Origin of the sequence: Streptomyces sp. NPDC051105 (assembly GCF_040682795.1) — a bacterium.
Lineage (GTDB): Bacteria > Actinomycetota > Actinomycetes > Streptomycetales > Streptomycetaceae > Streptomyces.
In genome coordinates, this window is record NZ_JBFBBR010000005.1 from 40,535 (window position 1) to 54,841 (window position 14,307).

13 protein-coding genes are annotated in these 14,307 nt (G+C 72.1%); 6 read left to right on the forward strand and 7 right to left on the reverse strand.

Features of this window, described 5'->3' with window-relative positions:
• Positions 1 to 57: 57 nt before the first annotated feature.
• Together AB0N16_RS13775 and AB0N16_RS13780 are read right to left on the reverse strand one after the other, a co-directional pair.
• Complete coding sequence (locus AB0N16_RS13775) at positions 58 to 1,476, reverse strand: HEAT repeat domain-containing protein (RefSeq protein ID WP_365796280.1); 1,419 nt, start codon at positions 1,474 to 1,476, stop codon at positions 58 to 60.
• A 301-nt stretch (positions 1,477 to 1,777) separates the two neighbouring features.
• Positions 1,778 to 2,170, reverse strand: coding sequence for an ankyrin repeat domain-containing protein (locus tag AB0N16_RS13780; RefSeq protein WP_365796282.1), 393 nt, complete (start codon positions 2,168 to 2,170; stop codon positions 1,778 to 1,780).
• Between the two features lie 342 nt (positions 2,171 to 2,512).
• Here AB0N16_RS13780 and AB0N16_RS13785 point away from each other — a divergent pair, with 342 nt between their 5' ends.
• Both AB0N16_RS13785 and AB0N16_RS13790 read left to right on the forward strand, forming a co-directional pair.
• Entirely contained in the window at positions 2,513 to 2,707 is a 195-nt protein-coding gene (locus AB0N16_RS13785) for a hypothetical protein (RefSeq protein WP_046731976.1), read from the forward strand.
• A 37-nt stretch (positions 2,708 to 2,744) separates the two neighbouring features.
• Positions 2,745 to 4,301 (forward strand): ABC transporter ATP-binding protein, encoded by a 1,557-nt coding sequence (locus tag AB0N16_RS13790; RefSeq protein ID WP_365796284.1) that lies wholly within the window; start codon positions 2,745 to 2,747, stop codon positions 4,299 to 4,301.
• 491 nt (positions 4,302 to 4,792) lie between these two features.
• Here AB0N16_RS13790 and AB0N16_RS13795 read toward each other — a convergent pair whose 3' ends face one another.
• Positions 4,793 to 6,292 carry a PLP-dependent aminotransferase family protein gene (locus tag AB0N16_RS13795; protein ID WP_365796286.1) on the reverse strand — a complete coding sequence of 500 codons (1,500 nt, stop codon included), beginning with the start codon at positions 6,290 to 6,292 and terminating at the stop codon, positions 4,793 to 4,795.
• A 64-nt stretch (positions 6,293 to 6,356) separates the two neighbouring features.
• Between AB0N16_RS13795 and AB0N16_RS13800 the strand changes: the two genes are divergently transcribed.
• The 4 genes from AB0N16_RS13800 to AB0N16_RS13815 all read left to right on the forward strand — a co-directional run bounded on the left by AB0N16_RS13800 (position 6,357) and on the right by AB0N16_RS13815 (position 9,852).
• Complete coding sequence (locus tag AB0N16_RS13800; protein WP_365796288.1) at positions 6,357 to 7,046, forward strand: hypothetical protein; 690 nt, start codon at positions 6,357 to 6,359, stop codon at positions 7,044 to 7,046.
• A complete protein-coding gene (locus AB0N16_RS13805; RefSeq protein ID WP_365796290.1) occupies positions 7,043 to 7,810 on the forward strand; it encodes a glycerophosphodiester phosphodiesterase in 768 nt (255 codons plus the stop codon). The genes AB0N16_RS13800 and AB0N16_RS13805 overlap by 4 nt, the downstream gene beginning before the upstream one ends.
• 40 nt (positions 7,811 to 7,850) lie before the next feature.
• Positions 7,851 to 9,197: an MFS transporter gene (locus tag AB0N16_RS13810; RefSeq protein ID WP_365796292.1), complete on the forward strand. Its 1,347-nt coding sequence runs from the start codon at positions 7,851 to 7,853 to the stop codon at positions 9,195 to 9,197.
• Positions 9,198 to 9,477: 280 nt separating this feature from the next.
• Positions 9,478 to 9,852: an RNA polymerase-binding protein RbpA gene (locus tag AB0N16_RS13815; protein WP_010046329.1), complete on the forward strand. Its 375-nt coding sequence runs from the start codon at positions 9,478 to 9,480 to the stop codon at positions 9,850 to 9,852.
• Between the two features lie 105 nt (positions 9,853 to 9,957).
• On the opposite strand, the gene fxsA is transcribed toward AB0N16_RS13815, so the two are convergent.
• From fxsA to AB0N16_RS13835, 4 genes are all read right to left on the reverse strand, one after another.
• On the reverse strand, positions 9,958 to 10,524 hold the full coding sequence (gene fxsA / locus AB0N16_RS13820) for an FxsA family membrane protein (RefSeq protein WP_365796294.1): 567 nt from the start codon (positions 10,522 to 10,524) through the stop codon (positions 9,958 to 9,960).
• A 166-nt stretch (positions 10,525 to 10,690) separates the two neighbouring features.
• Entirely contained in the window at positions 10,691 to 11,485 is a 795-nt protein-coding gene (locus AB0N16_RS13825; protein ID WP_365796296.1) for a polyprenol monophosphomannose synthase, read from the reverse strand.
• A gap of 588 nt (positions 11,486 to 12,073) precedes the next feature.
• Positions 12,074 to 13,690, reverse strand: coding sequence for an amidohydrolase (locus AB0N16_RS13830; protein ID WP_365796298.1), 1,617 nt, complete (start codon positions 13,688 to 13,690; stop codon positions 12,074 to 12,076).
• A 176-nt stretch (positions 13,691 to 13,866) separates the two neighbouring features.
• Complete coding sequence (locus tag AB0N16_RS13835) at positions 13,867 to 14,307, reverse strand: Lrp/AsnC family transcriptional regulator (RefSeq protein ID WP_365796300.1); 441 nt, start codon at positions 14,305 to 14,307, stop codon at positions 13,867 to 13,869.

Genomic DNA, 14,307 nt, shown 5'->3' on the forward strand with positions numbered 1-14,307 from the left:
GTATGCGGGATCCCCCGTGGTTCCCGAGTTGACGCCGTGGTCCCCCGTGGCGATGTCTCACACGGCGGGGGCGTCCGGTCCGATACGGCTGCGGACCGCCGTCTGGACCTCGTCCTCCTCGGCGGGGTCGGCGGCCAGCCGGCGGAGTTGTTCGACGACCCGGGCGTCACCGGTCTCGGCGTGCCGGGCGGCGATCTCGCGGGTGGTCTCCTCGCAGTCCCACAGGCATTCGACGGCGAAGCCGGTGGCGAAGGAGGGGTCGGTGGCTGCCAGGGCGCGGGCGGCGCGACCGCGGAGATGGGACGAGGCCGTCTCGCGGTAGACGTGCCGCAGGACGGGCGCGGCACAGGCGATGCCGAGGCGTCCGGTGCCGTCGACGAGGGTCCACAGTGTCGGTGCGTCGGGGCCTTCGCCGCGTACGGCTTCCCGTAGGGCGGCGAGGACCAGTTCGCTGTCCTGTGCGCCGCCCCGGCAGGCGAGCATCCGTCCGGCGGCGGCGCCGAGGGCGTCGGGCCGGCGGGCCCAGCCGCGGGCGCGGTCCACGGCGGCGATACTGCGCATGCGTTCGAAGGCGTCCACGGCGGCCTCCACGACGATGGAGGTGCCGTCGATCACCGCGGCCTCGATCAGGCCCAGCGCGTCGGAGTCGTTGCTGTCGGCGAGGTAGCGCAACGCGGTGCAGCGGGCTCCGTCGGTGCCGTCCTTGGCCGCCTGGAGGATCTCCGGCCGGTCCTCGGGGCCGGCCACGGCGACCAGGCAGCGGGCGGCCGGCACATGGAGGGCCGCGCCCCGCTCGACGCCCTGCTGGGCCCACTCGAAGACCGCACGCACGCTCCACCCCGGACGGGGCCCGGTAGGTCGCATCTGGCGCTGCCAGCGGTCGAAACAGCCGGTTTCCTGTGCGGCACGCACGCGCGTGGCGATCGATTCGCGGGGATCCTCGGCCCACAGCCGCCAGGGCCGTGGCTCGAAGGCGTCCCGTACGGCGGCGGCCAGCTCGGCCTCGCCCTCGGCGTCCGTGGTGAAGCGTGCCAGCACCGGGGCGGCCAGGGCGCACAGGCCCGCGTCGTCGTCGCGCAGCGCCAGCTCGTCCAGGGCCCAGGCCCAGTTGGTGCCGGTGGCGGCGTACCTGCGCAGCAGTTCGAGCGCGTCCCGCCTGCCGTAGGAGGCGAGGTGGCCGAGTACGGCCAGCGCGAGGCCGGTGCGGGATTCCTCGGAGTCGAGGACGTCGTCGGGGTCGAAGAGATGCGCCTCGATGGCGTCCAGCTCGCCGTTCAGGTCGAGATAGAGGCGGGCGTAGTAGAGGGAGCGGTTCTCCACCTGCCAGTCGTGGCGGGGGTCGTGGAGCACGCAGTGGTTCAGCGCCGCGAGCGCTTCGGCGCGCGGGGCGGTGAGCGCGTGCAGCGTGCCGTCGCCACGGCCCCGCTGGAGCAGGCCGAGCAGCGTACCGCTGGGCGCTATGACCGGATCGAACATGGGAAACAGCCTCACATCAAGCGTCGACGCAACCGGAGAACACGCACTACCTGGCCGCGTGACACAACGTCGGAGCGCCCGCCGTCTCTTGCTTGCTGTAGACCATTTCTCTCTGCCTCTCGTCAGTGGCCCATGCGGGCCGCATCACGGCCCGCGCGGTGCGGCAACACCTGCCCGGCCATCGCGTCCGTGAATCACGACGTCATGATGACTCGGCACTTCGACCTGCCGCGACCGAAATTTCGGCGGCCCTGTACCGCCTCCCCCGTTTTGTGTGTTTTCGCTGGTCGGAAGGGATGGTTCAGTGGATGCCGAACAATTCGAGAAGTTCCGCCTTGCCGAACATCCGCGCGGTGTCGACGGCCGACGGAGTGCCCGCCGCGGGGTCCGCGCCGGCCTCCACGAGCGCCTTGATGACCTCTGTCTCGCCCTTGAAGACCGCTCCGGCGAGCGGGGTCTGACCTCTGTCGTTGATCCGGTCCGCCTCGGCACCCCGGGCGAGCAGCTCGCGCACCGCGTCGGCGTGTCCGTGGTAGGCGGCGAGCATCACGAGGGAGTCGCCGCGGTCATTGGTGAGGTTGGCCGGAACGCCCGCGTCGAGGTACGCCACGAGCGCCTCGGTCCGCCCCTGCCGGGCCAGATCGAAGATCTTGGTCGCCAGCTCCACGACCTCGGGGTCGGGGGCTTCGCTCATCGAACGGACCGCCTCTCCTGTGTGCTGCGGGGTCTTCCGTGGACGGAGGGAGCGTACGGCAACGGGTGGGCCGCGCGGCCGTACGAGTGAATCGCCAGGGTACTGGCTTCAGGGGGCACATGACCGGAACTGTCCGAGGTAAAGATCTCCACAGCTCCGCCGACCGGTCACCGGGACCCCACCGGACACCGCCCGACCTGGTCGGCAACGGTCAGGAACGATCCGCCGACCGAGTGAAATCTGCCGAAATTCACTCATTTGCACCTTTAATCGTATGGATACCTCCTGTGATGCTGGAAGAACTCATGGTGACTGTCCCCCTTCGACACCAGGAGATCTCAAATGATCCTCTCCATCTCAGGCGTCATCGTGCTCGGCATCATCGTCTTCCTCTTCTTCCGCAAGGACGGACTGAAGCCGTCGCACGCCACGGTCTCGGCGCTCTTCGGTTTCTATCTCGCCAGCACGGCCATCGCACCGAGCATCAAGGCCGGCGGCGAGAGCCTGGCGAGCCTGCTCGGCGGCATCAAGTTCTGACGCCCCTCCGGTCCCTACGCACCATCAGGAGACAGCAGTGGCCCGGCGCCCTCTCCCCCGCATTCTGAGCAACGGCACCGCGCAGCTCGCCCGAAGCCGGGAGCTGGCCCGGACGGCTGCCGACAACGCCACCGACGTCCTCCACCCGCTCATCACCGTGACCCGCGGGCTGAGTCGGCTGGTCTCGGCCGGGCGGCGCAGGTGGGCGGAGACGCCGCAGGACAAGCGTGGGTCGCTGCTGTTCCTGGTGGCCTCGGTCGTCCTGGTCGTGGCCCTGGTGCCGTACGGACCCCTGCTCGCCGTCATCACCCTGATGGCGGCGAGCGCCTGGCACGGCCGCGACCGCACCCCGCCCCCGCCGGAGGGCCCCGACGAGTCGCAGACCCAGCGGCTCCAGTCCCTGTACGAGGCCCTGGTGCCGTACTTCTCGGCCGCCGAGGACCCGGCGCCGCTGTACGCGCACGGCGGGGAGTGGGAGAAGGCCTTCCTCACCCACGAGTTCGACGACGCCGGCCGCGTCAGCCAGCTCATGATCCGCTATCCCGCGTACTTCCCGGACGGCGAGCCCGAGGCGCGCGCCCGGATCGAGTACCTGCTCACGGCGAAGTCCGGGCGCGGCCGCGAGTACCACTTCGCCTGGGACGAGGAGGGCAACCGGCTCACGGTGACGGTCCTCGCCCCGCTGCCCACCGACATCACCGCCCAGCGCTTCGTCACCGCGCCGGGCGAGACGGTGCTGGGCTTCACCGACCCCACCGAGATCCAGCGCACGCTCCCGCTCGCCTACGGCGAGGAGCAGCGGGACGTCCCGCCGGTCGTCTGGCGCACCGGTGCCCGCTCCACCGAACCCCATCTGCTGGTCATGGGCCGCCCCGGCAGCGGCACCTCGACCCTGCTGCGCTCGGTTGCGCTGCAGGCCCTCCAGTACGGCGACGTGCTCATCCTCGAGGGCGGCGGCACCGGCGAGTACGCGTGCTTCTCCGGCCGGGACGGGGTCCTCGCCGTGGAGTGCGGCCTCGCCGGGGCATTGGCCGGCCTCGAATGGGCCGCGCACGAGACGGAACGGCGGCTCATCGCCCTCAACCGGGCGCGGCAGGCCGGCCAGCCGCCGCCGGACGACTGCCGGCGTCCGCTGTGGATCCTGCTGGACCGCCCCGGCGCCTTCGTCCACCTGGCCTCGGCGAACGGCCACAAGGACCCCGGGGCCCTCCTCCAGACCCCCCTCAGGCACGGCCGCGCGGCGAACGTCACCGTGGTGGTCGCCGAGCACCTCGACAGCACGGACGCGGTGAGCGAGGCGCTACGACAGCACACGCGCGCGCGTGTCGTGCTCGGGCCGGCGCTGCCGGACGAGCTGGAGGCGGCACTGGGGGCGCCGCCGCACACGACGCCGTTGGCCCACATGCCGCCCGGCCGGGGGTACGCCCGGCTGGGCCACGGCCCGGTGCTGCGGCTCCAGGTGCCGGCCACGCCGGACCCGTACGACGACGCGACGAGCGACGCGGACCGCCAGGCGGTACTGGAGCTGCTGCCGCCGCGAAGTGAGCCGACGGAGCAGCCGGTGCCGATGGAGGCGGCGACCGCCGAGGGCTGAGGTGAGGGCGGGGTCGCTCACCGGCGCTTGCAGGGTGCGCCCGCCCACCCGCGCCCGCCCGTGCCACCCGCGCCCGCCCGTGCCGCCCGCGCCCCCCGTGCCGCCCTGGGGGCACCTCCCAGGCCCTTAAGGCACTGGGAGAGGCACGACTGCCCGCAGGCTGGGTCAGCCGACAGGACGCCCGCGGCTACAGCGCCCCTTCAGGGGCGTGAGGCTGTATGCGATGTGCGGCTGCCACCGCGTGGGCGCGACCAGCCCTCACGCGGCGTGCGGCTGCCACCGCGTGGGCGCGACCAGCCCTCACGCGGCGCGCGGCTGCCACCGCGTGGGCGCGACCAGCCCTCACGCGGCGCGCGGCTGCCACCGCGTGGGCGCGACCAGCCCTCACGCGGCGCGGCTGCCACCGCGTGGGCGCGACCAGCCCCCACGCGGCGTGCGGCTCCCGCCGCCTGGGCGCGACCAGCCCCCACGCGCCCGCGGCGAACAACCGCCTACGCCACGAAAGTCCTCGGCGCCTCGCCCCCGGCGGACGCGCCGGCCTCCACCAACCGCGCCGCCGCGGCCAGCCGCCCCGCCGCCTCGTCGGCCACCGGTCCCCCCACCGTGAACGGCAGCCGCACGTACCCCTCGAAGGCCCCGTCGACCCCGAAGCGCGGCCCCGAAGGGACCCGCACCCCCACCCGCTCCCCCGCCTCCGCCAGCCGGGAACCGGACAGACCCCCCGCCCGGACCCACAGCGTGAGCCCGCCCCGCGGCACCTCGAACTCCCAGCTCGGCAGCTCCCGCCGTACCGCGGTCAGCAGGTCGTCCCGGTTCTGGCGGGCCTGGGCGCGGCGCAGCTCGACCGCCTGCTCCCAGCCCCCCGTGCCGAACAGCCAGTTCACCGCCAGCTGCTCCAGCACCGGCGTCCCCAGGTCGGCGTAGGCTCGCGCGGCGACCAGGCTGCGGATGACGTCGGGGGCCGCCCGCACCCAGCCGATGCGCATGCCCGCCCAGAACGCCTTGCTGGCGGAGCCGACCGTGACGACGGTCGAGCCCGCCGGGTCGAAGCCGCAGACCGGCCGGGGCATCTCCACCCCCTCGTCCAGCCACAGCTCGCTCATCGTCTCGTCGGCGACCAGTACCGTGCCCGCCGAGCGGGCCGCGTCGACCAGCCGGCGGCGCTGGTCCTCGTCGGCGAGCGCCCCGGTGGGGTTGTGGAAGTCGGCGACGACGTACGCGATCCGGGGCGCCGCCTCCCGCAGGACCTGGCGCCAGCGGTCCATGTCCCAGCCCGTGAGGCCCTCCGCCATCGCCACGGGGACCAGCCGGGCGCCGGCCTCCCGCATCAGCTGGAGGATGTTGGCGTACGAGGGTGACTCGACGGCGATGCGCTCGCCCCGCCCACCGAAGAGATGACAGATCGCGTCGATCGCACCCATCGCACCGGTGGTGACCATGATCTGCTCGGGCATCGTGGGGATCCCGCGCGCGGTGTAGCGCTCCGCGATCATCGCGCGCAGGACCGGGAGCCCGGCCGGGTAGTCGCCGTGCGTGTGGGCGTACGGCGGGAGTTCCTCCAGGGCGCCCTGGACCGCGCGGGTCAGCCAGGGTTCGGGCGCGGGCAGGGCGGCGCAGCCCAGGTCGATCAGCGAGCCGAGGGCCTCCGGCGGCAGCGGTTCGAGGCCGCGGGCGGGCAGCGGGTTGCCCGCCGGGACGGCGGTCCAGCTGCCGGCGCCCCGCCGGGACTCCAGGAATCCCTCAGCGCGTAGCGCCTCGTACGCCGCCGCCACGGTCGTACGGCTGACGGACAGGGCGAGGGCCAGTTCGCGTTCGGCGGGCAGCCGGGCGGCGACCGGGACGCGGCCTTCGAGAACCAGCAGCCGGATCCCGTCGGCGAGCGCACGGTAGGCGGGCGGACGTCGGGTGCCGGGGCCGGCCGGGCGGTCCTGCTGCGAGTTGAGCAGCCGGCCGAGCTGTGCGGCGCCCACCGCCGAGGTCCACTGCGCCATGAGAATCAGTCCACCTTCCCCGAATTGGCCATGGATGGCTTTTCCTCCCACGCCACAGAGTGACATGAACCAGTCCACTACCACCAGCAGGGGGTACCTCTTGTCCACGCGAGGCCGACTCGGGCGACGGCTGATCCAGCTCTACGCGGGGCTCACGTTGTACGGCGTGAGTTCCGGGCTTCTCGTCGAGGCGGGCCTCGGCCTGGAGCCCTGGGGTGTGCTCCACCAGGGTCTGGCCGAGCACATCGGGCTGAGCATCGGCACGGTGTCGATCATCGTGGGCGCGGCCGTGCTGCTCCTGTGGATCCCCCTGCGCCAGCGCCCGGGCCTCGGCACCGTCTCCAACGTGTTCGTCATCGGCCTCGCCATGAACGCCACGCTCGCCGTCGTCCCCGGCGCGCACGCGTTCGCCGTGCGGATTCCGCTGATGGCGGCGGGGATCGTACTCAACGGAGCGGCGACCGGGCTGTACATCGCGGCGAGCTTCGGGCCGGGTCCCCGGGACGGTCTGATGACGGGTCTGCACCGGCGTACCGGACGTTCGATCCGGCTGATCCGGACGGCGATCGAGGTCGCGGTGGTCGTCACGGGATTCGCCCTCGGCGGGACCATCGGCGTCGGGACCCTGCTCTACGCCGTCTCCATCGGGCCCCTCGCCCAGTTGTTCCTCAAGGTGTTCGCCGTTCCGGTGGCATCCCAAGGCAGCACGGTCGTTGCCAAGGGGTCATCCGAGCAGGCCATACTTCGCCCGTGAGCACGCTGATCCGCCACCCGTACCTGGACCACCCCGGCCCCATCGCCTTCGCCCACCGCGGCGGGGCCGCGGACGGCCTGGAGAACACCGTGGCGCAGTTCCGGCGCGCGGTCGCGCTCGGCTACCGGTACATCGAGACCGATGTGCACGCCACGGCGGACGGCCGGCTCGTCGCCTTCCACGACGACACCCTGGACCGGGTCACCGACGGGGTGGGCCGGATCGGCGACCTGCCGTGGGAGGACGTACGGCACGCGCGCGTGGCGGGCCGCGAGCCGCTCCCCCTCTTCGAGGAACTCCTCGAGGAGTTCCCGGACGTCCGCTGGAACGTGGACGCCAAGGCGGAGCCGGCGCTGCGGCCGCTGCTGGACCTGATCGACCGGACGGACTCCTACGACCGGGTGTGCGTCGGCTCGTTCTCGGAGGCGCGGGTGCTGCGCGCGCAGCGCATCGCCGGGCCACGGCTGGCCACCTCGTTCGGCACCCGCGGTGTGGTCGGGCTGCGGCTGCGCTCCTGGGGGCTGCCCGCCTCGGTGCGCCGGTCGGCGGTGGCCGCGCAGGTGCCCGAGTCGCAGTCGGGTGTCCCGGTCGTCGACCGGCGCTTCGTCCGTGCCGCCCACGCGCGCGGGCTGCACGTCCACGTGTGGACCATCAACGAGCCCGAGCGTATGCACCGGCTCCTGGACCTGGGAGTCGATGGCATCATGACCGATCACATCGACACGTTGCGTGAGGTCATGCAGGGCCGCGGCGTCTGGGTCTGAGACGCGCGACGGCACTGCTGCGGGAAAGGCGAGGGCACGGGTGGGCACCGAAACCGTGCGGACGGGGGTCTCGGACGAGGTCACCGAGCTGCGGCGCGAACAGCGCGGCTGGTACTTCTACGACTGGGCGTGCTCGGTCTACTCGACGAGCGTGCTCACCGTGTTCCTCGGCCCGTACCTCACGTCGGTCGCCGGACACGCGGCCGACGCGGACGGCTATGTGCACCCGCTCGGCATCCCGGTCCGGTCGGGCTCCTTCTTCGCCTACTCGGTCTCTCTGTCGGTGATCCTGGCGGTCGTGCTGATGCCCCTGGTGGGCAGCGCGGCCGACCGCACGGGCCGCAAGAAGCAGCTGCTCGGCGCGGCCGCGTACACCGGGGCCGTGGCGACGACGGGCATGTTCTTCCTCGACGGCGACCGCTACCTGCTCGGCGGGCTGCTGCTGATCGTGGCGAACGCCGCCCAGTCCGTCGCCCTGATGCTCTACAACTCCTACCTCCCCCAGATCGCCCCGCCCGAGGAACGCGACACGATCTCCTCCCGGGGCTGGGCCTTCGGCTACGCGGCCGGTTCCCTGGTGCTGATAGCCGACCTGGTCCTGTACTCCGCCCACGACTCCTTCGGCCTCTCCGAGACGGAGGCGGTCCGCATCTGCCTGGCCGGGGCGGGTCTGTGGTGGGGCGCCTTCACCCTCGTACCGCTACGGCGGCTGCGCGACCGGGGCGGCCGGGCGGCCGAGGCGACGGCGCCCGGGCTGCGTCAACTCGCGGCGACCGTCCGGGACATGCGCCGCCATCCGCTGACGCTGTCCTTCCTGCTGGCGTACCTCGTCTACAACGACGGCATCCAGACCGTGATCTCCCAGGCGTCCGTCTACGGCTCCGAGGAGCTGGGCCTAGGCCAGTCGACGCTCATCGGGGCGGTCCTGCTGGTCCAGGTGCTGGCGGTGGCCGGCGCCCTGACGATGGGGCGGCTGGCGCGGACGTACGGGGCCAAGCGCACGATTCTCGGATCACTGGTGGCGTGGACCGTGACGCTGGCGGCCGGGTACTTCCTGCCGGCCGAGGCCCCGGTGTGGTTCTTCGTCCTCGCGGCCGGCATCGGTCTCGTCCTCGGTGGCAGCCAGGCACTGTCCCGCTCCCTGTTCTCGCATCTCGTACCGCCCGGCAAAGAAGCCGAGTACTTCGCGGCGTACGAGATGAGCGATCGGGGGATGAGCTGGCTGGGACCTCTGTTGTTCGGGATCACCTTCCAGCTGACCGGAAGCTACCGCTCCGCGATCATCTCGCTGGTGGCCTTCTTCGTCATCGGGTTCGCGCTGCTGGCGCGGGTTCCGGTGCGGCGGGCGATCCGCGAGGCCGGCAACCCGGTTCCGCAGAAGATCTAGCAGAAGATCCAGCGGGAAGATTTAGCGTTCAACGCGGAAGGGCGGTAGTGTACGCGTTTGGCCTGCCAGGCGTACCGTTACTGCGCGTCAAAGATGCCGAAACGGTGGGTGACATCTGTTAGCAGATGTGACAAACCGGGCGCTGGTGGGTACAACAAGGGGCGGCTACGACGGCGACGCATGACCCGGAACGGGAATCTTTACCGCCGACCGGACGTTGACCGGATGACGACGACAGCGACACCTGTCCTGTGGGCGACAAGCCCGGGAGGCACGATTCATGAGTGAGCGAGCTCTTCGCGGTACGCGCCTCGTAGTGACCAGCTACGAGACGGACCGCGGTATCGACCTGGCCCCGCGCCAGGCCGTGGAGTACGCATGCGAGAAGGGGCACCGGTTCGAGATGCCCTTCTCGGTCGAGGCGGAGATCCCGCCGGAGTGGGAGTGCAAGGTCTGCGGGGCCCAGGCACTCCTCGTGGACGGCGACGGCCCTGAAGAGAAGAAGGCCAAGCCCGCGCGTACCCACTGGGACATGCTGATGGAGCGACGTACCCGTGAGGAACTCGAAGAGGTCCTCGAGGAGCGTCTGGCGGTTCTGCGCTCCGGCGCGATGAACATCGCGATTCATCCCAGGGACAGCCGTAAGTCCGCATAGTTCCGTATAACGGGAAGCCGACATAACCCATCGAGGGCGCCGTACGTTCAGTGAACGTGCGGCGCCCTCGGTTCTTGGTGAGGTGACCGGCCCTCACGGAGTGCCTCAGCGCGTCAGCGGCGGCCGCTCCCCCGCCGGGCCGTCGCCCCGCTCCGGACCGTCGTTCCGGACGATCACCTCGCCCTGGACCACCTTGCCGTCCGGGCGGTGCATACGGGCCTGCTGGAAGACATCGCCCAGGGTGCCGGCGGCGGACGCGCGGAGCTTGCGGTCGAGGGTGCGTTCCGTGAGGCGGGAGACCGCCTTCTGGACCGGCCGCAGCAGGAGCAGCAGGCCGAGGGCGTCGGAGATCAGGCCGGGGATCATGAGGAGCAGGCCGCCCAGCATCATCAGGCCGTTGCCACCGCCGCGCTCCGGTGAGCCGCCGCGCTGGATCGCCTCGTTGAGACTCTGGAAGGCACGGCGCCCGGCTCGCTTGATGACCACGGCCCCGGCGACCAAGCCCGCCACCAGCAGCAGGAACACGGTCATCCCGCCCGCCGCGCCCGCGACCACCGTCAGCAGCCAGACCTCCAGCACCAGCCAGGCGGCGATGCCCAGCGGCAGATATCTGCCGAGCCGGGAACGCCGGGGCCGGGTGGTCTGCGGAGGGGTCTGCGCGCCAGTCGTCATGCTCCCAGTGTGCCTGGGCCCGGCTCAGTGCAGGATAAGAGGATGATCAACGGCAGCTGATGGGGTTTGCGGGCCCCCGCTGTGACAGCGGTGCCCGCCGTACCGGCTAGGACGGCGCCGTACCGGCTGGGACGGCGCTGTACCCGCTAGGACGGCGCTGTACCCGCTAGGACGGCTTGCCCTTGCCGGTGATCTTGCCCACCCGCTCGGTGAGACCCCACGACGTGACCCGCCACAGGGCCTCCACCATGATGTCGCGGCTCATCTTGGAGTCGCCCAGCTCACGCTCGACGAAGGTGATGGGCACCTCGACGACATGGAAGCCTGCTTTGATCGCCCGGCGGGCCAGGTCGACCTGGAAGCAGTAGCCCTGCGACGCGACCTCGTCGAGCCCCAGGCCCTCCAGGGTCTCGCGGCGGAAGGCGCGGTAGCCGCCGGTGATGTCCCGCAGCGGGAGGTCGAGTGCGAGGCGGGAGTAGAGAGAACCGCCGCGGGAGATGAACTCGCGGGACTTGGGCCAGTTCACCACCCGCCCGCCGGGCACCCACCGGGAGCCGAGCACCAGGTCGGCGCCCTTCAGCGCGGTCAGCAGGCGGGGCAGCTCCTCCGGCTGGTGAGAGCCGTCGGCGTCCATCTCGATGAGCACGCCGTAGCCGTTGTCCATGCCCCAGCGGAAGCCCGCGAGGTAGGCGGCGCCCAGGCCCTCCTTGCCCTTGCGGTGCATCACCTGGACGTGGTCGTCCTCGGCGGCCAGTTCGTCGGCGAGCTTGCCGGTGCCGTCGGGGCTGTTGTCGTCCGCCACCAGAACGTGCGCCTCGGGGACGGCCCGGCGTACCCGGCCGACGATGGACTTGATGTTCTCCGCCTCGTTGTACGTGGGAATGATCACCAAGGCCGTGCCGAGCGGACCGAACCGCCTCTCCTGGGCCTGTGCCGCGAGGGTCCCGTCGCCGTCGTTCACTGCTGCCCCTTCATGTCGTACGCAGGGGACCACCATAGTGGCCACGGCCTGCAGTGACGTGACAGCTCGTTCGTGTGGTGGTGTCGATTCCGAAAGAATGGGGTAAGGATGCCCGTTTCGGGTGGCGTTCATCCGTGATTTCGCCATCCCGTTCGACTACGGATGGGGGCCCGGCGCCCTTCGGGCCGACCAGGGACCCGCTGGCTGCGGGTCGACCGAAAGCCGTTGTCTACTGAGCGTCCGGGCCCCACCCGGGTCACACCTCCCGACCGGCCGGAGCGTTCCCTCGTCGGCGCGGGCGCTGAGCCTGGCTCCCAGTGACGGTGCCCCGGTGCGGCACACCGTCCCTGACCCAGCGGCGCTGCGACGAGTGCGCGAACTGCTCCCCGGTCGGGCGTCCGGTGGTGGACTCGGCCGAACCTACCGGCCCGCTGCCGCTGGCTGTCAACAGCCGTTTGACCTGCACAAACAGCCTCAAACCGCTGGTCAGCGCGGAGGATGCGCAGGTCGCGCGACAGGGCGGCGGCCGTAGATCACGGCCGCGCCACCCCGGGAGATCACTCGCCCGGCCGTACGAATGCGGCCGGGTCACTCGCCCGGTCGTACGAACACGGTCCGGCCGCCCACCACGGTGCGCAGACAGACCGGCAGCTCGCGGCCGGGGGTCAGATCCGGCAGGCCGGGAGTGCCGGAGCGGGGGTCGGTGGACCAGCGGGCGACCCGGTCGTCCGGGGCCTGCACCACCAGTTCCTCGGTCCGCCAGACCGCGTAGTCGGCGGGCGCGCCCGGCACCAGGATGCCCGCGTCGTCGCGGCCGATGGCCCGCCAGCCGCCCCGCGTGTGCGCGGTGAAGGCGGCGCGTACGGAGACCCGGTGTTCGGGCGTGTGATGGAAGGCGGCGGCGCGGACGGTGCCCCAGGGGTCGAGCGGCGTCACCGGGCTGTCCGAGCCGAAGGCGAGCGGGACCCCGGCCTTGAGGAGGGCCGCGTAGGGGTTGAGGGTGCGGGCCCGCTCGGCGCCGAGCCGCTGGGCGTACATCCCGTCCGTACCGCCCCACAGCGCGTCGAAGGCGGGCTGCACGGAGGCGATCAGACCGAACTCGGCGAAGGCGGCGATGTGCTCGGGCGTCAGCATCTCGGCGTGCTCGACGCGGTGCCGGGCGGCGCGGACGCGGGCCGGGCCGATCTTCTCGGCGGCGGCGCGCACGCCCTCGACGACGGTGCTCACCGCGGCGTCGCCGATGGCGTGGAAGCCCGCCTGGAGGCCGGCCTCGGTGCAGGAGGTGACATGGGCGGCGACGGCGGCCGCGTCCAGGTAGACGGAGCCGGTGGAGTGGCCGGCGTCGGCGTAGGGCTCGTGCAGGCAGGCGGTGTGCGAACCGAGCGCGCCGTCCACGAAGAGGTCACCGGCGGCGCCGAGCGCGCCCAGCTCACGCGCCTTGTCGACGCCTTCGTCGGCCGCCTCGGCCCAGTAACCGACGACCCTGGGTCCGCGCAGCTCCGCGGCGAGCCGCAGCAGGCCGGTGAAGTCATCCTCGGAGGAGATCTTCGGGCCGCCGCACTCATGGACGGTGCCGATACCGAGGGAGGCCGCGTGTGCGAGGGCGGTGCGCTGGGCCTCGGCGCGCTGTGCGGGCGTCACGGCCGCGAACGCGGCCGCGCGTACGGCGTGGTGGGCGTCGCTGGTGAGCGGGGCGTCCTCCCGGGAGAGCGCACCGGGAACCAGGTCCAGCAGGGCCGTGCTGACGACCGCCGAGTGGACGTCGATACGGGAGAGATAGAGCGGGCGTCCACCGGTGGCCGCGTCCAGCTCGGCGCGGGTCGGCGGGCGGCCGTCCGACCAGCGGGAGGCGTCCCAGCCGTGCCCCAGCAGGACCCGGTCGTCCGGCCGGGCGGCGGCGAAGTCCCGTACCAGCGCGAGGGCCGCGTCCAGGGAACCGGCGCCGGACAGGTCGAGGCCGGTCAGGGCGAGACCCGTCGAGGTGGTGTGGACATGGGCGTCGGTGAAGGCGGGGGTCACCAGGGCGCCGTCCAGGTCCACGACCTCGTCCACCCCGTCCGCGAAGGCGTCGGCGGCCCCTTCGGACCCGACCCAGGCGACCTGCCCGTGCTCCACGACCATCGCGGTCGCGAACGGATCGGCGGGACTGTGGACCTCGCCGCGGCGGAGGAGGACGGTCTGGGATTCGGGGCTGCGCTCGTTCATGGGGACCAGTCTCGCGCCTCACACTGATCACTCTGAACGAGGGGCGCCCTGAACGTGCCCCGAAAGGGGCGCGGGGCTTTATCCGATATGCGGCTCCGCCGCGTGGGCGCGGCCAGCCACGAATCACCCGCAGCCGACACGACACCGACAGCCCCACAGCGCACCGTCCGCTGCGCTCAGATCTTCGGCGGCCGCGCCTCGTAAGGCGTGGACAGCACCACCGTCGTCCGCGTCGACACCCCCGCCAGGCCGCGCAGCCGGGCCAGCAGTTCCTCCAGCTCGTGCGGGGTCGCCACCCGCACCTTGAGGATGTAGTTCTCGTCGCCCGCCACGCTGTGGCACGCCTCGATCTCGGGGACGCCGGCCAGCCGGTCCGCGATGTCGTCGGGGGCGCTGGGGTCGAAGGGTTTGACCGAGATGAACGCCGTCATGGGCAGCCCGATGGCCTCCGGGTCGACGACCGCGGCATAGCCGCGGATGACGCCGCGCTGTTCCAGCCGACGCACCCGCTGGTGCACGGCCGACGTGGAAAGGCCCGTGGCCTTGCCCAGGTCGGTGTAGCTCATCCGCCCGTCCTTGACGAGCAGCTGCACGATTTGACGGTCCAGCTCCTCCAT